Here is an 18804-nt window from a genome sequence, read left to right as displayed (position 1 = left end):
GATCGCGGGGACCCCGGGTCAGGTCTTGACGCGCAGCGTGGGGTGGGCGGACAGATAGGCGTCGGCGCGGCCGGCGCGCAGCTCGGAGATGAACTTCCGGCCGACGCTGGTGAGCTGTTCGCCGCGGTAGGCGCTGCCCTTGCCGACGCCAGAGCCGGGCAGGCCGACCAGCACGAACCGGTCCTCCGGCACCCCGCCCAGCGCGTACGCCAGGTCCACGATGCGGCGACCGCCCACGTAGACCAGGGTGTCGCCCAGTGCGGCGACCACCTGGTCGACCCGCTCCGGCTGCCGGGCCAGGCCCTCGTCCAGGATCTTGCGGGTCAGCGCCCGGATCAGCTGCTGCTGGTGGCGCTGCCGGGCGTAGTCGCCGCCGGTGATGTAGCGCTGCCGCGCGTAGTCCAGCGCCTGCCAGCCGTTGAGGTGCCGGTCGCCCTTCTCGTAGACCATCTGCGGTCCGGTGTACCCGCCCGGGGCGCTCTCCCGGTACTTGCCGTCGGGCCGACGGTGCAGTGAGGCGACCCGCTGGTCGACGTAGATGTCCACCCCACCCAGGGCGGTCACCAGCCGGTCGAACCCGGTGAAGGTGAGCACCGCGCCAGCGTCGATGCGCAGGCCGGTGTACCCGCTGACCGTGCTGCGCAGCAGCTCGTACCCCTGGGCGGTGCTCGGCTGTTTGGGCTTGCCCGGCACCCGGCTGCCGAAGCTCATCGCGTGGGTGAGCTTGGTCTTGCCGCCGGCGTAGTCGGCCTTCGGGAACGCCGGGATGTCCACCAGCAGGTCGCGGGGGAGCGAGAAGAGGTACGCCCGGCCCAGTCCCTTGGGCACGTGCAGCACCAGCACGGAGTCGGCGTGCGGCTCCCAGCCGGGCACGCTGACCCGGGTGTCCACCCCGACCAGCAGCAGGTTCAGTGGTCCGGTGATGTTGGCGCCCGGCGGCGGCCCGGTCGGGCTGGGGCTGGGCGTGCCGGCCGGCAGCGCGCTCGGCGAGCCGGCCGGTGCCGAACGGTCCGGCGTGTCGTCGCCGGTCAGCCGGGTGACCACCACCGCCCCGGCCGCGACCAGCGCGACGATGGCGAGGGCCGCCAGCCCCAGCAGCAGCCACCGCCGGCGTGGTGCCATCGATCCGAGAACCATCTTCGAATTCCCTTCCACCCGTATCCGGAACAACGCTCCGACGGGTGCTCCGGGTTGCGGCCGGAAGGCACCGGGTCGGTCGGCCGGAGCATGATCGCGCGAAACTGCCGCTGGCGCGAGCGCTACTCACCGGTAATGATGCGTTCATGCGGTACGACGTGATCGTCATCGGGTCCGGCTTCGGCGGCAGCGTCACCGCGCTCCGGCTGGCTGAGAAGGGCTACTCGGTCGGCGTGCTGGAAGCGGGCCGACGGTTCGCCGACGACGAGTTCCCGCAGACGTCGTGGCGGGCCCGCCGGTTCCTGTGGGCGCCGAAGCTGGGCTGCTACGGCATCCAGCGGATCACCCTGCTCCGTCCGGCCGACCGGCGATCCGGCGGCGGTGTGCTGGTGCTCTCCGGAGCCGGCGTGGGCGGCGGTTCGCTGGTCTACGCGAACACCCTCTACGAGCCGCTGCCAGCCTTCTACAGCGATCCGCAGTGGCGGGACATCACCGACTGGCGCGACGAGCTGGCCCGCCACTACGACCAGGCGAAGCGGATGCTCGGCGTCACCACGTACCCGGTGGACACCGGAGCGGACCGGGCCATGCGGGCGGTGGCCGAGCGGATGGGGGTGGGGCACACCTTCCACGCCACCCCGGTCGGCGTGCACATCGGCCGCCCCGGCCAGCGGGCCGCCGACCCGTACTTCGGCGGCGCCGGCCCGGAGCGCACCGGCTGCCTGCACTGCGGCTCGTGCATGACGGGTTGCCGGCACGGGGCGAAGAACACCCTGGTCAAGAACTATCTCTGGCTCGCCGAGCGGCTGGGCGCCACGGTGCACCCGCTGACCACGGTGACCGCCGTCCGGCCGGCCGCCGGCGGCGGGTACGAGGTGCACACCCTCCGCACCGGGGCCTGGCTGCGTCGCCGTCGCCAGGTGATCCAGGCCGACGAGGTGGTCTTCGCGGCCGGGGCGCTCGGCACCCAACGGCTGCTGCACGAGATGAAGGCCGATGGGGCGTTGCCGGGGCTCTCGCCGCGCCTGGGCGAGCTGACCCGGACCAACTCGGAGGCGATCCTGGGGGCCTCGGTGCCGCGCCAGCGTGCCCGGTCCGAGCGGCTGGACTTCACCGAGGGGGTGGCGATCACCAGCTCGTTCCACCCCGACCCGCAGACGCACGTCGAGCCGGTCCGCTACGGACGCGGTTCCAACGCGATGGGGTTGCTCCAGTCGCTGCTGGTCGACGGGGGTCCGCACCGGGTCCGGCGCTGGCTGGGCAGCATCGTGCGGCAGCCCGGGCTGGCCGCCGGCATGCTCTCGGTGCGTGGCTGGTCGGAGCGCACGGTGATCGCCCTGGTGATGCAGTCGGTGGACAACTCCCTGACCACCCGGTGGCGGCGTGGCGCGCTCGGCCGCCGGCTGGTCACCGGCCCGGGCCACGGCGCGCCCAACCCGACCTGGATCCCGGCCGGCAACACCGCGGCCCGGCTGCTCGCCGAGGAGATCGGCGGTACGCCCGGCGGCTCGCTCACCGAGCCGTTCGACATCCCGGTGACCGCGCACATCCTGGGCGGGGCGGCGATCGGGGCCACCCCGGCGGACGGGGTGATCGACCCCTACCATCGGGTGTACGGGCACCCGGGGCTGCACGTGGTGGACGGCGCGGCGGTCTCGGCCAACCTCGGCGTCAACCCATCGCTGACGATCACCGCGCAGGCTGAGCGGGCCATGTCCCTCTGGCCCAACAGGGACCACCCCGACCCGCGACCCCCGCTCGGCAGCCCGTACCGCCGGGTGGACCCGGTCGCACCGCACAACCCCGCCGTCCCGGCGGACGCTCCCGCCGCCCTGCGCCCCCCCTGACCCACCCCGGCGGCGCGCTGGGGGCGAGCCGGTGCCGGGGGCGGCGGTGACTGTCGGTAGGCTTTGTGCACATGAGCCTGCCTCGCCCCGTCCTCGTGGTGGACTTCGGAGCCCAGTACGCCCAGCTCATCGCCCGCCGGGTCCGCGAGGCGAACGTCTACTCGGAGATCGTGCCGCACTCGATGCCGGTCGCCGAGATGCTGGCGAAGAACCCGGCCGCGATCATCCTCTCCGGCGGCCCGTCCAGCGTCTATGCGCCGGACGCCCCGCAGATCGACGCCGGCGTGTTCACCGCCGACGTGCCGGTCTTCGGCATCTGCTACGGCTTCCAGGCGATGGCCCAGGCACTCGGTGGGACGGTCGCGAGGACGGGCAGCCGTGAGTACGGCGGCACGCCGCTGCGCCCCCGTCTCCTCGAGCCCGGCGTGCTGCTCCGCGACCTGCCGGCCGACCTGCCGGTCTGGATGAGTCACGGCGACTGCGTCACCGAGGCGCCCGAGGGCTTCACGGTGACCGCCGAGTCGGAGGGCGCGCCGGTGGCGGCGTTCGAGGACCTGGCCGGTCGCCGGGCGGGCGTGCAGTTCCATCCGGAGGTCGGGCACACCGCGCACGGCCAGGAGATGCTGACCCGCTTCCTGTACGACATCGCCGGCATCGAGCCGACGTGGACGGCCGAGAACATCATCGACGAGCAGGTGGCCCGGATCCGCGCCCAGGTCGGCGACAAGGAGGTCATCTGCGGCCTGTCCGGCGGGGTGGACTCGGCGGTCGCCGCCGCGCTGGTGCACAGGGCGGTCGGTGACCAGCTCACCTGTGTCTTCGTCGACCATGGCCTGCTGCGTGCCGGTGAGGCGGAGCAGGTCGAGAAGGACTACGTGGCGGCCACCGGCATCAAGCTGAAGGTGGTCGACGCGGCGGACCGGTTCCTGGGCGCGCTGGCCGGGGTGACCGATCCGGAGCAGAAGCGCAAGATCATCGGTCGGGAGTTCATCCGGGTCTTCGAGGCCGCCGCCCGCGAGATCGCCTCGCACGGCGATGTCGAGTTCCTGGTCCAGGGCACCCTCTACCCGGACGTGGTCGAGTCCGGCGGCGGCACGGGCACCGCCAACATCAAGAGCCACCACAACGTCGGCGGCCTTCCGGAGGACCTGAAGTTCGCGCTGGTCGAGCCGCTGCGCACGCTGTTCAAGGACGAGGTCCGCGCGCTCGGCCTGGAGCTGGGCCTGCCCGAGGCGATGGTCTGGCGGCACCCGTTCCCGGGCCCCGGCCTGGCCATCCGGATCATCGGCGCGGTCGACCGGGAGCGTCTCGACCTGCTGCGCCGGGCCGACCTGATCGCCCGGGAGGAGCTGACCGCGGCCGGCCTGGACCGCGGCGTCTGGCAGTTCCCGGTGGTGCTGCTCGCCGATGTGCGCAGCGTCGGCGTGCAGGGCGACGGGCGCAGCTACGGGCATCCCGTGGTGCTGCGCCCGGTCTCCAGCGAGGACGCGATGACCGCAGACTGGTCACGACTGCCCTACGAGGTGGTGGCCCGCATCTCCACCCGGATCACCAACGAGGTGGCCGAGGTGAACCGCGTGGTGCTGGACGTGACCAGCAAGCCGCCGGGCACCATCGAGTGGGAGTGAGCGCGCCTCACGCGGTCGGTGGATAGGACGGCGTCGGGGCGTACCCCGGGTCCGGCACGCCGGGCGCGGGCCCGGCGGTGGGCGGCGGGCCCTGCGGCGCGACGCCCGTCGGGTGCGGCCAGGCCGGCGCTCCGGTGGGCTCCTCGGGCATCAGGAACCACATGATCGGGTACGCGAACAGCGCCAACCCGCCGGTGAGCAGGCCGCTGACCGCGAAGATCACCCGGACCACGGTGGGGTCGACGGCGAAGTAGCGACCGAGGCCGCTGGCGACACCGGCCACCATGCGGTCGGTGGTGGGTCGCCGGAGCTGCTTGTACGGGGCGTGGGGAGCGGTGGTGGATGTCATGCCTCCACACTCCGCGCCGGTGCCCGGCCCGACCTCGGTGACCGCCCGGATCCTTACCCTGACCGATCCCTGATCGGGGTCAGACAGTCAGGAATCCGACTCTTTTCCGTTCCGGTAACCCGGCCCGGGGAGAATTTGCTTCCGTGACCACCTTGCTGGAGCCGCTCCGCAGGATCGCGGCATACGCAGTTTGTGCTGACCCAGACGGCCAAGTGTTGCTGGTCCGTGCATCGGAGCGCTCCGGCACACCCGGCACGTGGTCGCTGCCCGGTGGGGCGGTCGACCACGGCGAGGACCCGAACCACACGGTGGTCCGGGAGACCGCCGCCGAGACCGGCCTCTCGGTCGCCGTCTCGGGCCTGGCCGACGTGCTCGCCGACATGCGGGCCCTGCCGGAGCGCGGCATCACGATCCACACCGACCGGCTGATCTACCGGGTGGCGGTGCGCGGCGGCACCCTCGCAGACCGGGTCGGCGAGCGCCCCACCGATCTGGCCCGCTGGTACACCCTCGACGAGGCCCGGCAGCTTCCGCTGCGCTCGTTCACCGCGCGTGCCCTCGGTCTGCCCGCCTCCTCGGCCGACGTGGTGCCCGACGAGGCGCCGGAGTTCCCCTCCTTCTACGCGGTGCCCGGCCCGGACGGGCTGCACCGGGCGCAGCGCTTCGCCGCGTACGCGGTGTGCACCGATCCGGCCGGTCGGGTGCTGCTCACCCGCGTCTCCGACGGCTACCCGGGCGCCGGCTGCTGGCACCTGCCCGGCGGCGGCACCGACTACGGCGAGCAGCCGGGCGCGGCGCTGATCCGGGAGCTGGTCGAGGAGACCGGCCAGACCGGCCGACTGGTCGAGCTGCTCGGCGTGGCCAGTCACCGCGACGCGGCCTCGCTCGGCCCGGAGGGCTACCCGATCGACTGGCACGGGGTGCGTGCGTTCTACCGGGTGGTGGTCGACCAGCCCAACCCGTTGACGGTGGCCGACGTGGGCGGCTCCACCTGCGAGGCCCGCTGGTTCGCCCGCGAGGAGCTGGGCGCCCTCCCCACCCACCACCTCACCGAGGTGACCGCCGAAGCAGTCCAAGCCGCCCAACTCACCTAACCCGCTCCCTCCCTCTCCCACCCCCCTCCCCGGCCCCCCGGACCCGCCCATCCCTGCGTTGATCATGAAGTTATTGTCAGGACACGCCGAGATGGATGGCGATAACTTCATGATCGACGGGGGATGGCGGGGGATGGCGGGGATGGCGGGGAGCGGGATGGAGCTGCGGCGGGGTGTGGGGGTCTACGGGGTTCTGTGGGACTCGGGGCGCGTGTTGGTGGTGCGGGAGCGGGGTGGGGACGAAGGGCCGGAGGTTTGGCGGGTGCCCGGGGGTGCGGTGGCGCATGCCGAGCATCCGGAGCACGCGGTGGAGCGCGAGGTCGCCGGGCAGACCGGGCTGACCGTGACGGTGGACCGGCTGCGGGCGGCCGTCGCCGACGTGACCACCTACCCGGAGGACGGCATCGCCCTGCACACCGACCGGTTGGCGTTCGAGCTGAGCACGCGTGGTGGCACGCTGCGTGACGCCGGGGACGGCCCGACCGACCGGGCTCGCTGGGTCACCACCGCCGAGGCGGCCCGCCTCCCGCTGGCACCGTTCAGCGCCGAGCTGCTCGGCCTGCCGGTCACCCCGCTCCCGACCGGTGTCCACCGGCCCGCCGAGCCGTTCCCGCCGGCGCACCCCGACCGTCGGCTGCGCTTCGGGGCGTACGGGCTGGTCACCGATCCGGCCGGGCGGATCCTGCTCACCCAGATCGCGCACGGCTACCCGGGAGCGGGCAGGTGGCACCTGCCGGGTGGCGGCACCGATCACGGCGAGCAACCAACCACCGGGCTGCTCCGTGAGCTGGTCGAGGAGGGCGGTCAGCTGGGCCGGGTGGTGGAGCTGCTCGGCGTGGACAATCTGCACAACCCTGCCGCGCTCGGCCCGGAGGGTCGGCCGTTGGACTGGCATGGCGTCCGAGTGATCTATCGGGTGCTGGTGGACGTACCTACCGATGCGGTGGTCACCGAGTCTGCCGGCGGTTCGACGGCCCGAGCCGGCTGGTTCACCCCGGCCGAGGCCGCCGACCTGCCGTTGACCGGGATCGCTGCCTCGGCAATCGGACAGTCGGGTCGATAGCCCCACGCTCGGTGAGCCGAGATGGTGACCCTCCGGTACAGTCGATGGCGGGAATGATGGAGGAAACGGGCGATGAGGCCCGGCATGGGAACAAGAGTGCGGTTCGCGCGGTTTAAGCCAGATATAAGTACCGCCGGCAGCTATCGCCAAGTCCCGTTCCCCTATGCGATGGTGTACTCCGCAAAACGGCTGCCGGGCCACCCAAGGTCCGGCACGAGACAGCCGGACACCCGCCCCACGGCGGCAGCCGATCCGGTGATGGAGGAAACGTGCCGAGAGCCCTATGGCGCCGGCGTCGTACGACTGACAGTCCGCGCCCCGCCGGGCGTCGCTGGGCGGGCCGGTTGCGCCGCAGCAGCACGTTCGCCCGTCAGGTGCTGCTGGTCCGTGTGGGCCGCCGCGACGGCGACCTGCGGACCACCGACCTGGCGCTGCCCGAGCACCGGTACGCCGACCGGCAGCGCCGCCGCTACGGCCTGGACCGCCTCGGCCGCTCATCGCTCGACGTCAGGCGGTCGGAGATCGAGGCCGTCATGCCGGTCAGCCCGGCGCTGCCGCCGATGGCGCACGCCGACGAGGCTTCGGCCCGGTCGATCCCACTGCTCCCCGGCGAGCGCACAGTCGCCCGCCGGATGAAGTTCGGCCTGGTCAACGCGTGCACGCTGGCCAGCCTGATGCTCGGCATGCTCGCCATCTTCCAGGCCATGCAGGGTGAGGTGCGCCTCGCCGCGCTCTGCCTGATCGCCTGTGTCGCCTTCGACGGTCTGGACGGCGCACTGGCCCGCCGGCTCGGTGTGGCCAGCCCGTTCGGCGCACAGATGGACTCACTGGCCGACATGTGCTCGTTCGGTCTCGCCGCGCCGGTCGTGGTCTACGCCTCGCTCGCCGGCTCGGTGTCGACGGCCGCGGCGGCGGTGGCCTGCGCCCTGGTCGCAGCGTGTGCCGCGATCCGACTGGCCCGTTTCAACGTCTCGCCGAAGGACGGCCGCTTCTTCTGCGGGGTGCCCACCACCATGGCGGCCGCGGTGCTCGCCGTGACCGTCGCGATCGGTCTGCCCGTCCCCGGCCTCGTGCTGGTCGCCGGGGTGGCGCTGCTCGCCTTCGCGATGGTCTCCAGCTTCCCGTACGCCAAGCTCGCCCGGCTGGTCAAGCTGCCGCCGTGGCTCTGGCTGGCCCCGGTGATCGGCGCGCTGGTCGACATCCGGCTCACGTTCGCCCTGATCGTGGTGGGTTACCTGGTCAGCGGGCCGGTGCTCTGGCTGCGGCAGCGTCGTACCGCCTGATTCGCGCGCAAAGGAAACGGGGCGCCCGCCGACCGGCGGGCGCCCCGTTTCTCGTTGGACGGGGTCAGCGCCAGCGGGCGATGACCGTGGAACCCCCGACCACCTTGTCGCCCGGTCCGACCAGCGGCTCGGCGGCCTCGGCCGGCAGGTACACGTCGGTCCGGGAGCCGAACCTGATCAGCCCGAAGCGCTCGCCCTTCGCGAGCAGCGCGCCGATCGGCGCGCGCTGCACGATCCGGCGGGCGATCAGCCCGGTCCGCTGGGCGACCACCACCGTGCCGCGGCTGGTGTCCAGCACGGTGTACGCGGCCACGTTGTGCTCGGCGTCCGGCTTCATCGCGTTGACGAAGCCGCCGTCGGCGACGAAGTAGTCCACCACCTTGCCGGCGACCGGCGCCCGGTTGACGTGCACGTCCAGCACGGACAGGAAGACCGCGATCCGCAGCCACTCACCATCGCCGAAACGTTCGTCGTGCAGTCGCTGCACCGACAGGACCTGCCCGTCCGCGCTGGCGACCACGGCCGCCGGGTCCTCCGGCACGTCGCGCTGCGGGTCGCGGAAGAACGCGGCGACCGGCCCGGCGGCCAGCGCCGGCAACAGCCAGAGCTTGGACGACGGACGTGCCACCCGGGCCAGCACGGCCAGGCCCAGCGTGATGCCGGCCGCGGCCACCCCGTTGGAGTCGATGTGCATGCCACGGGTCAGCGGAACGCTCGACGGCCGGTGCGCCGGGGCCAACCGGTCGGCCGCGGCCGGGCTGGCCGCGGTGAACCGCAGCCGGTAGATCCGGACCGGCGGCGAGTTGCGCAGCACCAGGTCCGCGCCGACGCCGTAGAGGGCGTCCTGCCGGGCCAACTCGGCGGCGGCGCCGGTGGTCCGACCGGGCGTGGCGGCGGTGGCGACGTTCAGCACCGCGCCGTCGGCCAGGTGCTTGACCAGGGTCTCGATGGTGCCGCGGGTGTCCTCGGCGGTGCCGGTGAACGCCTCGCCGGCGATGACCACCCCGGCGACCTCCGCCTCGGCCAGCGAGTCGATCACGCGAACCCGGTCGGCGACCCACCGGCCCTGGGCGGTGACGTGCTCGCGCAGCACCGTGACGCCGGACGACTCGGCGGGTACCACGGTGAGCCGGTCACCGGGGAGCAGCGCCTCGATCGCCGCGGCCAGCACCGCGGACTCCGGGCTCGCGCCGACCAGGAGGGCGACCTTGGGATCGTTGATCCGGGCCAGCTCGGTGACGAGCGTACGGGCGGCTCGCTCGCCGATGCGGACCGGACCGGACCGACCGGTGGTACGCACGGCGGGGGACTGGGTCATGTCGGACGGGCTCCTGACGGGGTAGAGACGGGAATCGCGGCGGGGCCCGCCATGGCGGGACGGGCCGGCCGGCGGAGGCGAGATCTCCACCGCTCAGCATATGCGCCTGCCCGCGCCGGCCGCACCGCCGGAGCGGTGGAGAAGGCCGGCGCGGGCAGGCGCCGGGTCAGGGCTCGCGCCGCTGGTCGTCCCGCTCGTCCGCCGGGTGGTCGACCCGGGTCGGCTCGTCGGCCTCCGCCCCGGCCGGGCCGGCGAGGAGGCCGGTGGTCGGCTCGTCGCCCCCGTCGGCGCGCTGATCGGAGACCGAGGTGGTCTCCGGCTCCGACGGCGGGTGGGCCAGCCAGGCTGGGTGGATCACCTCGGCGGTCGGCGTCTCCGGTGCCCGCATCTCGGCCGTCGGCGTCTCCGGTGCCCGCATCTCGGTGGTCGTCTCCGCCACCGGTCCCGGTGTGGGAGCGTCCCAGGTGGAGCGTTCGGCGTCCCAGGACGGCAGGCCCGCGCCGGAGATCGGCGCGGACGCACCGGAGACCGGCACGGCGGACTCGGCGGGGACGGCGTCCTGAGCGGTCGGTCCCGGTTGGGCCGGCCGGCCGGAGCGCAGCGCGCCGACCAGCCCGAAGACTCCGATCAGGATCAGTGCGCCGGCCAGGAACCAGCCGACCGGCGGCAGTGCGAGCCCGAGCAGTTGGGCGAGCAGCCACCAGGCGGACAGCCCCAGGAACACCAACCCGAAGGCGAACGACACCAGGTCCGTACGGTGAGCCTTCACCGGGTCACCTCCAGGTTGCCGGCATTGACGTGGATGTACAGGCGCAGTGTCCCGCCCCCGGGTCCGTCCGCGCCCAGGTCGGTGGACTCGCGCAGGCGCCCGTCCAGCCCGCCGGACCGGTTGCCGAAGATGGTGGCGTCGCCCGCGTTGACGTCCGCCACCGTGGTGACGTCCACGTTCGGGGGCACGACCACGGTCGCCTGGCCGAAGTTGATCGCCACGGTCACCTGGCTGTCCCGCTTCGCGAAGTCGATCCCGCGCAGGTCGAGCACGGCGTCACCGAAGCTGTTCTCGTACCGGTCGGCGAGGTCGCGGTAGTCGGTGGGCGCCCAGGTGACCGCGCCGTCGACGCCGCGGATCCGGTCGTACGACTCGGCCACCGTGGCAGTTCCCAATGCGGCGGCGGTCACCAGGCCGAGCGCGATCAGCCAGCGGGCCCGGCCGAACCAGGTGCCGACCAGCAGCCCCAGCGCGATCGTGGCCAACGCGGCGGCGAAGTACGCCGAGGCGCCGACGTCGAAGACGTCCAGCAGGTCGAGCAGGGCGACGACGCCGAGTGCCAGAAAGATCAGCGAGAACGTCACCGCGCCGAGTGGCGACCGCTCCCGGGGTCGCTTCGGCGGCTTCGGCGGCTTCGGTGGCTTGCGCGGGGGGTACGCGGCCGGCGCGGCGTACGGCCCGTGCGGCGCGAACGGAGGGCGGTATCCGGCCGGTGCCGGTGGCGTGACCGGGTAGCCGGCAGCGGGCGCACCGGTCACCGGCGCCGACGGCCAACCCCCGCTGGGCGTGCCGGTGCTCGGCCAGCCCTGCGTGGTGGACGGTGGTGCCGGCCAGGCGGCCTGCGGCGCCGTCGTGGCGGCCGGGCCCCCGGACACCGGACCCACTCCGGACACCGGCTGCGCGCTGGTGACCGGCTGCGGGGCGGAAGCGGCCGGCGCGTCGTACACCGGGGCGTGCGGGGTCGGCGTCCCGCCCGGAGCCGCGCCGGCGTACGCCGGATCGCCGCTGGCCAGCGGTGCGGTCGCCAGCGGGCCGGTGGGCGGCACGGCGCCGGAGGCCGGCGCCGGCCAGGCGACCGGCGGGACGGGCCCGGGCGGCGTACCCATCGGCCCGGAGGGCGCCGCCCCACCGGGGACACCGGGCTGTGGCCCTCGGCTGTCCCGGTTGAGCAGTAGCGCACCGCCGATCAGGATGGCCGCCCCGAGCAGCACCGCGCGGAAGGCGTCGGTGACGATGTAGCCGAAGCTGGCCGCGACCAGGATGCCCAGGATGATCACGGTCACCGGCGACATGCTGGACCGGCCGCGTCCGAGCATGGACTCCACGGGGGACGCGGTGTCGCCCTCGTTGGGGATGATCAGCCAGGCGGCGACGTACACCAGGATGCCGATGCCGCCGAAGAACCCGAGCACCGCGAGCAGCACCCGCCAGAGCACCGGATCGGTGTTGGTGGCTCGTCCGATGGCCGCGCAGACCCCGGCCAGGTAGCGCCCCTCACGCGGCCGGACCAGCCCGTACCGCGAGGTGAAGCCGGCCCCGCCCAGCGGCGGCGCCGACGGCCCGGGACCACCCGGCCCGGGTGGCGTACCCCCGGCCCCGCCCGCCCCGTAGCCGGTGCCGGCCGCGTACCCGGCGCCGTAGCCGGCGCCGGGCCCGTAGCCCGCGCCGCCGGGCCCGTAGCCGCTGTCCGGAGCGCCCGGTGTGGGGTCGGCGGCCGGACCCGCGTCGAAGCCGGTGGTGGCGCCGGTGGGCGGGCCGAACTGGGTGGGCTCGGCCCAGCCGGCGGGTGTCGCGGCTGGTGAGGGCGGTGATGAACCGCCCGGCTGTGCCGACCCGGGTCGGGGCGGCGGGGCAGCTTCCTCGGTCATGCCTCGATCCTGCTGCCAGGTGGGCCCGAGCGACCTCAGGACCCGACCCTGACCCCACCCTGAGATCCGGGCGGCCGGAATGTCGGGGGCGTCCCCGTGGTCGCGGTACGCCGCAGCGTGTGACGATCGGATCCACCGACCTCGCCCGACCCGCCACCGTGACCAGGGAGCCTCCGATCAGCATCGTGACACCGCCCCCGCGCCTCTACCGCGCCCCCGAGCACCGGATGGCCGCCGGCGTCGCCGCCGGCATCGCCGACCACCTCGGCATTTCGGTGCTGCGGGTGCGGGTCGCGTTCATGGTGCTGCTCGGCCTGAGCGGGCTCGGCCTGCTGCTCTACGCGGCCTTCTGGGCGGTGGTGCCGCTACGGCCCGGTGACACCGCGGTGCCGCGCCGGCGCGACGTGGCCCAGCTCCTGCCGTTCGTGGGGATCGGGCTCGGGGTTCTGCTGATCCAGGTGATGGTCTTCGACTCGGTCGGCGCGGCGGGCACCGCCGGCTGGCTGGTGGCCATCATCGCGGTCGGCGCCGGCGTCATCTGGCACCAGTCCGCGCCCGAGCGGCGGCGGCGGTGGGGCGACACGATGCCGGTGCCCTGGCTCGGCGCGGTGGTCGAGGAGAGCGACCGGCGGGCCTTCGTGCTCCGGTTCATCGGCGGCGGGGTGCTGGTTGCGGTCGGCATCATCGGCGTCGCGGCGGTCTACTCGCCGGCGCAGAACTTCGACGCGGTGATCAACGGCGTGATCTTCGCGCTGGTCGGGCTGGCCGGGGTCGGTGTGGTCGCCGCGCCGGTGCTCTGGCGGACGTACAGCCAGCTCCGCTCGGAGCGCGAGGGGCGCATCCGCGAGCAGGAGCGGGCCGAGCTGGCCGCGATGGTGCACGACCAGGTGCTGCACACGTTGGCCCTGATCCAGCGCAACGCCGGTGACGTCAAGACGGTGCAGCGGCTGGCCCGGGGGCAGGAACGTTCGCTGCGCAACTGGCTCTACAAGCCCACCGCGTCGCCGAACGAGCGGCTCGCGGCCGCGCTCGAGCAGGCCGCGGCCGAGGTCGAGGACACCTTCGCGATCACGGTGGAGGCGGTGGTGGTCGGCGACCGGGAGAACGACGAGCGGGTCGGCGCGCTGGTCGCCGCCGCGCGGGAGGCGCTGGTGAACGCGGCCCGACACGCGGGGGTGCAGACCGTGTCCCTGTACGCCGAGGTGGAGCCCGATCAGGTCAGCGTCTTCGTCCGGGACCGGGGAGCGGGCTTCGACCCGGATACCGTGGAGGACCACCGGCACGGCGTACGCGGCTCGATCATCGGGCGGATGAAGCGGCACGGCGGACGGGCCGAAATCCGGTCCGGCCCGGGGGAGGGGACAGAGGTCCGGTTGATCCTGCCGATCTCCCGGGACTCGTCCGCAGCGGAGAGGAACAGATGACCATGGCCGAGCAGTCGATGGAGCACCTCGACCCGGCGGACGCCCGCCCCGAGCGGCTGCGGGTGTTCCTGGTGGACGACCATGCGATGTTCCGGGCCGGGGTGCGCGCGGAGCTGGGCGCCCACGTCGAGGTGGTGGGCGAGGCGAGCACGGTGGCCGAGGCGGTCACCCGGATCGCCGCGACCGGACCGGACGTGGTGCTGCTCGACGTGCACATGCCCGACGGCGGCGGGCGCGCGGTGCTGGAGGCGATGCGGCGCAGCCATCCGCAGGTCAAGTTCCTGGCGCTGAGCGTCTCCGACGCGGCGGAGGACGTGATCGGGCTGATCCGGGCCGGCGCCCGTGGTTACGTCACCAAGACCATCTCGCCGGACGAGCTGGCCGCGGCGATCCGTCGGGTCGCTGACGGTGACGCGGTGTTCAGCCCTCGGCTGGCCGGGTTCGTCCTGGACGCCTTCGCGGCCCGGCCGGACGCCCCGGTGGCCGACCCGGAGTTGGACCAGCTCACCAACCGGGAGCGGGAGGTGCTCCGGCTGCTCGCTCGGGGGTACGCGTACAAGGAGATCGCGAAGGAGCTGTTCATCTCCATCAAGACGGTGGAGACGCACGTGTCGAACGTGCTGCGCAAGCTCCAGATGTCCAACCGCTACGAACTCTCGCGATGGGCGGCGGACCGCCGCCTCGTGTGACCCGGGTTCCGCCACGCGCAGCCGGTGCATCTCGGCCCGGTCTGTGTCGTCGAATCCGCCGGCGTCGCCCGGGTGATGATCAGAAAAGCGACGTCGGCGCCCTCGTCCACCCAGCCGGCAATCTTGCCTGTGCAGCCGAAGGCGGCATCGTCCGGATGGGCAAAGACGGCCGGCGCGGGCCGGCCGTCGGACAGCACCGGAGCGGACGCGGGAAAGCTCATAGATCCCGACCCCGCGCGCGGCGGCGGTGTCCGGCTGGGCCACGTATTTCCTGCTCAGAGCTGCCCGACCCAACCGGTTTCTGATCATTTTTCAGGTATCGGCAACGTGGCGGGCAACTAACGGCTTGATAACGGCACCTTCACGGAAGCGGCAAGTGAGTGTCACAGTGGCAGCACCTCACCCTCGGTGTGCGGCACTCCGTACGGCCCACGACCACGACCTCCGCTATTTCGCGGCCGGTTCGTGGCTGTGTCGCCTGCGTCGGGTCGTACCTCGTCGGTGGGGGAGCCCGGCGGATCGGAACATCAGGGGTGTCTCCAGCTTCCCTGTGAACCCGGCGACCCGCGCCCCGGGGTGGTCGGGCGGTGTCACCCCCAGACGTGCGTGAAACCCACGACGGAACCAGGTTTAGAAAGAGGAGGCCCCTCGGAATGAGAGTCTCGAAGCGGGCGACGAGCGCGATCGCGCTCAGCGCGGCTGCCGCGCTTGTCGCGAGCGGTTGCTCGAGCGGTGACGGTGACGGCGACGCCGCCGCCAGCAAGGACGGCTCGATCGTTATCCACGGCGTCCAGCCGGAGAACCCGCTGGTCCCGTCGAACACGACGGAGACCGGCGGTGGCAAGATCATCGACTGGATGTGGACCGGCCTGGTCGAGTACCCGAACGACGGTGGGGCCCCGCGCAACGCGCTGGCGGAGTCCATCAACACCACGGACTCCAAGGTCTTCACGATCAAGATCAAGAAGGGTACCAAGTTCCACGACGGTACCGAGGTGAAGGCGAAGAACTTCGTCGACGCCTGGAACTGGGCCGCCTACTCGCCGAACGGTGCGCAGAACGGCTCCTTCTTCTCGGACATCGCGGGCTTCGACAAGACCTACACGTCGGACCCGGACGGCGAGGGCCCGAAGAAGGCTCCGGCGCCGACGGCCGAGAAGCTGTCCGGCCTGAAGGTCGTCGACGACCAGACCTTCGAGGTCACCCTGGCGGCCCCGACCGCGGTCTTCCCGACCAAGCTCGGCTACAGCGCCTTCATGCCGCTGCCGGACGTGTTCTTCACCCAGAAGCCCGAGGAGTTCGGCAAGAAGCCGATCGGCAACGGCCCGGTGAAGTTCGTGTCGTGGGACGACAACGTCCTCATCAAGCTGACGCGCTTCGACGACTACAACCTGCGCGACACCATGAAGGTCAAGGACGTCGACGTCAAGCTGTACCAGGACGAGACGGCGGCCTACAACGACCTGCTGGCCAACAACCTGGACTTCCTGGAGTCGATCCCCACCTCGGCGCTCGCCGGTGACAAGTGGAAGACCGACCTCGGCGAGCGGGGCCTGTCGACCACCACGCCGACGACCGGCCTGATCGCGTTCCCGATCTACGACAAGCGCTTCCAGAACCCGAAGCTGCGTCGTGCCGTGTCGCTGTCGATCAACCGCCAGGAGGTCACGGACAAGATCTTCTTCGGTACCCGCAAGCCGGCCGACAGCTGGGCGAACCCGCTGACCCCGGGTGCCAAGCCGGGTAACTGCACCGCCTGCAAGTTCGACGCCGCCGAGGCCAAGCGGCTCCTGGCCGAGGCCGGTGGCTTCACGGGCGAGATGGTCTTCTACTACAACACGGACTCCAGCCACAAGGACTGGATGGACGCTGTTGCGCAGCAGGTCAAGACCAACCTCGGCATCGAGGCTCGCGCAGAGGGCATGCCGACGTTCGCGGTCTTCCGCCAGCAGGTCAACGCGCACAAGATGACCGGCCCGTACCGCGCCGCCTGGCAGCAGGACTACCCGGACGTGGAGAACTGGATCAACCCGCTCTACGTGACTGGTGGCTCCTCGAACGACGGCCTCTACAGCAACCCGCAGGTCGACACCCTGGCCAAGGCCGCCGGTGCCGCACCGAGCCTGGAGGCCTCGCACGAGCAGTTCTCCAAGGCCGTCGAGCTGGTCGACCAGGACGTGCCGAGCATCCCGGTCTACTTCTACGGCCAGCAGTCCGGCCACTCGGAGAAGGTCAAGAAGCTCGAGCTGAACAACGTCGGCGAACTCGACATCACCTCGGTCGAGCTCTGATCCGAACGGTCTGACCCCGGGTCGGGCTCGCCACATCCGGTGAGCCCGACCCGGGGCCGTTCCGCGAGTGAGTGTTACAACATCCACTCGCCACGTTGTCACCACCGTGTCGGCCGTCCGACGCGCCCCCTGTCTGGAGGACCACCCCATGGGCCGTTATCTGTTGAGACGGCTGCTCCAACTCGTGCCGGTCTTCATCGGTACGACGTTCATGATCTACGCCCTCGTCTGGGCCGTTCCGGGCGATCCGTTCGCCGGCAAGTGCGGTGACCGCCGCTGCCCGGACCAGTACATCGCCTTCATGACCGAGAAGTACCACCTGGACCAGAACGTCTTCGTGCAGTACGCGAACTACATGAAGAACCTGCTCCAGGGCGACTTCGGTCAGACGTTCTCGCAGCGCGAGATCAGTGACATCATCCTGACGTCGTACCCGAACACGCTGAAGCTGGCCCTGGTGGCGCTCAGCATCGAGGCCGTGATCGGCCTCGGCGCCGGCGTGCTGACCGGTCTGCGGCGCAACGGGTTCCTGGACAACCTGGTCCTGGTCTCCACGCTGTTCCTGATCGCGCTGCCGGTCTTCGTCGTCGGCTTCGTCCTTCAGTGGCTGCTCGGCGTGCAGTGGGGCATCATCAAGCCGACCGTCTCCTCCGAGATGCGGCTCTCCGAGCTGATCGTGCCGGGCTTCGTGCTCGGTAGCGCGTCAGTGGCGTACATCGCCCGGGTGGCACGAACGAGCATCGCGGAGAACCGCCGCGCCGACTACGTGCGTACCGCCATCGCCAAGGGCCTCCCGATGCGCCGGGTGGTGGGCGTGCACCTGCTGCGCAACTCGCTCATCCCGGTGGTCACCCTGCTCGGCACCGACCTCGGTGCCCTGATGGGCGGCGCGATCGTCACCGAGGGCATCTTCGGTATCAACGGAATCGGCCGCCAGGTCTTCCGCGCGATCGTCACCAAGGAAAGCGCTACCGTGGTAGGGATCGTGGTCGTCCTCGTGCTGGTCTATCTCGTGATGAACCTGCTGGTTGACCTGCTCTACGCCGCCCTGGACCCGAGGATCCGCTATGAGTGACCCGAGTACCGCATCGATCGTCAGCACCCCTCCCGCGCAGCCGACCGACGCCGGCGCCCCCACCACCGCTGGCCTGCCGCAGAGCAACGAGAAGCCGCGCGGCCTGCTCGGTGACGCCTGGCGGGACCTGCGGCGCAAGCCGCTGTTCTGGATCTCGGCCACGCTGATCGTGATCTTCCTGCTGATGGCGGCCTTCCCGGCGCTGTTCGCCCCGGGCGACGCGGTCAACGGCACGCTGTCCCGGAGCCTCAACAAGCCGTCCGCTGATGGCTGGTTCGGTTACGACGTGCAGGGTCGGGACGTCTACGCCCGGGTCATCTACGGCGCGCGTGCCTCCATCGTGGTCGCCGTGCTCTCCGTGCTCGGCACCCTGCTGGTCGGTGGTGCCATGGGCATCATCGCCGGCTACCGCGGTGGCTGGGTGGACGCTCTGCTCAGCCGGATCGCCGATGTCTTCTTCGGCCTGCCCTTCGTGCTCGGCGCGATCGTCATCCTGACCACGTTCAACGGCTCGAACTCCGGCAACAGCAAGGCCCAGATCATGGGCCTGGTGATCGCCTCCCTGATGGTGCTGAGCTGGCCGGTCGTGATGCGGCTGATGCGTTCCTCGGTGCTGGCCACCAAGGAGGCCGACTACATCGTCGCGGCACGCGCGTTGGGTGCCGGCACCGGCCGGATCATCCTCAAGCACCTGCTGCCGAACTGCCTGGCCCCGCTGCTGGTCTACGGCACGATCATGGTCGGCTCGTTCATCGGCGCCGAGGCCACCCTGTCGTTCCTGGGCGTCGGCCTGAAGTCGCCGGTGGTGTCCTGGGGCATCATGATCAGCGACGGGCAGCAGTTCATCCGGGTCGCGCCGGGGCTGGTGTTCTTCCCCGCCGCGTTCCTCGTCACCGCCGTGCTGAGCTTCGTGATGCTCGGTGAGGCGGTCCGCGAGGCCCTCGATCCGAAACTCCGCTAGGGGAGATC

15 protein-coding genes and 1 pseudogene are annotated in these 18804 nt (G+C 72.0%); 10 read left to right on the top strand and 6 right to left on the bottom strand.

All coding sequences use genetic code 11. The features are described from left to right. Nucleotides 1–18 precede the first annotated feature (18 nt). The gene (locus ACFYPS_RS26500; RefSeq protein WP_354964714.1) at nt 19–1137 is read right to left on the bottom strand and encodes an LCP family protein; all 1119 of its coding nucleotides are present in this window, start codon (nt 1135–1137) and stop codon (nt 19–21) included. Between the two features lie 146 nt (nt 1138–1283). Here ACFYPS_RS26500 and ACFYPS_RS26495 point away from each other — a divergent pair, with 146 nt between their 5' ends. Both ACFYPS_RS26495 and guaA read left to right on the top strand, forming a co-directional pair. Further along, nucleotides 1284–2984, top strand: a complete 1701-nt coding sequence (locus ACFYPS_RS26495; protein WP_387327780.1) for an FAD-dependent oxidoreductase — start codon at nt 1284–1286, stop codon at nt 2982–2984. 71 nt (nt 2985–3055) lie between these two features. Beyond that, entirely contained in the window at nt 3056–4612 is a 1557-nt protein-coding gene (guaA, locus tag ACFYPS_RS26490; protein ID WP_354964712.1) for a glutamine-hydrolyzing GMP synthase, read from the top strand. A 7-nt stretch (nt 4613–4619) separates the two neighbouring features. On the opposite strand, the gene ACFYPS_RS26485 is transcribed toward guaA, so the two are convergent. After that, on the bottom strand, nt 4620–4961 hold the full coding sequence (locus tag ACFYPS_RS26485; protein ID WP_354964711.1) for a PspC domain-containing protein: 342 nt from the start codon (nt 4959–4961) through the stop codon (nt 4620–4622). A 143-nt stretch (nt 4962–5104) separates the two neighbouring features. Here ACFYPS_RS26485 and ACFYPS_RS26480 point away from each other — a divergent pair, with 143 nt between their 5' ends. The 3 genes from ACFYPS_RS26480 to ACFYPS_RS26470 all read left to right on the top strand — a co-directional run bounded on the left by ACFYPS_RS26480 (nt 5105) and on the right by ACFYPS_RS26470 (nt 8401). Continuing rightward, complete coding sequence (locus ACFYPS_RS26480) at nt 5105–6055, top strand: NUDIX hydrolase (protein ID WP_354964710.1); 951 nt, start codon at nt 5105–5107, stop codon at nt 6053–6055. Nucleotides 6056–6212: 157 nt separating this feature from the next. Continuing rightward, nucleotides 6213–7118 carry an NUDIX domain-containing protein gene (locus ACFYPS_RS26475; RefSeq protein WP_354964882.1) on the top strand — a complete coding sequence of 302 codons (906 nt, stop codon included), beginning with the start codon at nt 6213–6215 and terminating at the stop codon, nt 7116–7118. A gap of 344 nt (nt 7119–7462) precedes the next feature. Beyond that, nucleotides 7463–8401: a CDP-alcohol phosphatidyltransferase family protein gene (locus ACFYPS_RS26470; protein WP_354964881.1), complete on the top strand. Its 939-nt coding sequence runs from the start codon at nt 7463–7465 to the stop codon at nt 8399–8401. A 64-nt stretch (nt 8402–8465) separates the two neighbouring features. Here ACFYPS_RS26470 and ACFYPS_RS26465 read toward each other — a convergent pair whose 3' ends face one another. From ACFYPS_RS26465 to ACFYPS_RS26455, 3 genes and pseudogenes are all read right to left on the bottom strand, one after another. After that, nucleotides 8466–9719: a phosphatidylserine decarboxylase gene (locus tag ACFYPS_RS26465; RefSeq protein WP_387327775.1), complete on the bottom strand. Its 1254-nt coding sequence runs from the start codon at nt 9717–9719 to the stop codon at nt 8466–8468. A 520-nt stretch (nt 9720–10239) separates the two neighbouring features. Next, nucleotides 10240–10488, bottom strand: a pseudogene (locus ACFYPS_RS26460) (hypothetical protein); the annotation flags it as partial. Beyond that, entirely contained in the window at nt 10485–12356 is a 1872-nt protein-coding gene (locus ACFYPS_RS26455) for a PspC domain-containing protein (protein WP_354964708.1), read from the bottom strand. The pseudogene ACFYPS_RS26460 and the gene ACFYPS_RS26455, both read right to left, overlap by 4 nt. A 158-nt stretch (nt 12357–12514) precedes the next feature. Between ACFYPS_RS26455 and ACFYPS_RS26450 the strand changes: the two genes are divergently transcribed. Continuing rightward, nucleotides 12515–13780, top strand: a complete 1266-nt coding sequence (locus ACFYPS_RS26450) for a PspC domain-containing protein (RefSeq protein WP_354964880.1) — start codon at nt 12515–12517, stop codon at nt 13778–13780. 2 nt (nt 13781–13782) lie between these two features. Then, on the top strand, nt 13783–14469 hold the full coding sequence (locus tag ACFYPS_RS26445) for a response regulator transcription factor (protein WP_172899192.1): 687 nt from the start codon (nt 13783–13785) through the stop codon (nt 14467–14469). Here ACFYPS_RS26445 and ACFYPS_RS26440 read toward each other — a convergent pair. Next, nucleotides 14427–14690, bottom strand: a complete 264-nt coding sequence (locus ACFYPS_RS26440; RefSeq protein ID WP_354964707.1) for a PIG-L family deacetylase — start codon at nt 14688–14690, stop codon at nt 14427–14429. The two genes, ACFYPS_RS26445 and ACFYPS_RS26440, sit on opposite strands and share 43 nt — an antisense overlap. 432 nt (nt 14691–15122) lie before the next feature. Here ACFYPS_RS26440 and ACFYPS_RS26435 point away from each other — a divergent pair, with 432 nt between their 5' ends. The 3 genes from ACFYPS_RS26435 (at nt 15123) to ACFYPS_RS26425 (ending at nt 18796) form a co-directional block, all read left to right on the top strand. After that, nucleotides 15123–16760, top strand: a complete 1638-nt coding sequence (locus ACFYPS_RS26435) for an ABC transporter substrate-binding protein (RefSeq protein ID WP_354964706.1) — start codon at nt 15123–15125, stop codon at nt 16758–16760. A gap of 148 nt (nt 16761–16908) precedes the next feature. Further along, on the top strand, nt 16909–17835 hold the full coding sequence (locus ACFYPS_RS26430) for an ABC transporter permease (RefSeq protein ID WP_354964705.1): 927 nt from the start codon (nt 16909–16911) through the stop codon (nt 17833–17835). Beyond that, nucleotides 17828–18796: an ABC transporter permease gene (locus tag ACFYPS_RS26425; RefSeq protein ID WP_354964704.1), complete on the top strand. Its 969-nt coding sequence runs from the start codon at nt 17828–17830 to the stop codon at nt 18794–18796. Before ACFYPS_RS26430 ends, ACFYPS_RS26425 begins: the two co-directional genes overlap by 8 nt. Nucleotides 18797–18804 lie beyond the last annotated feature (8 nt).

It is taken from the genome of Micromonospora sp. NPDC005087 (genome assembly GCF_042872965.1).
Lineage (GTDB): Bacteria > Actinomycetota > Actinomycetes > Mycobacteriales > Micromonosporaceae > Micromonospora.
The sequence above is the reverse complement of the archived record's forward strand: the minus strand, read 5'-3'. Positions and strand labels throughout refer to the sequence as shown.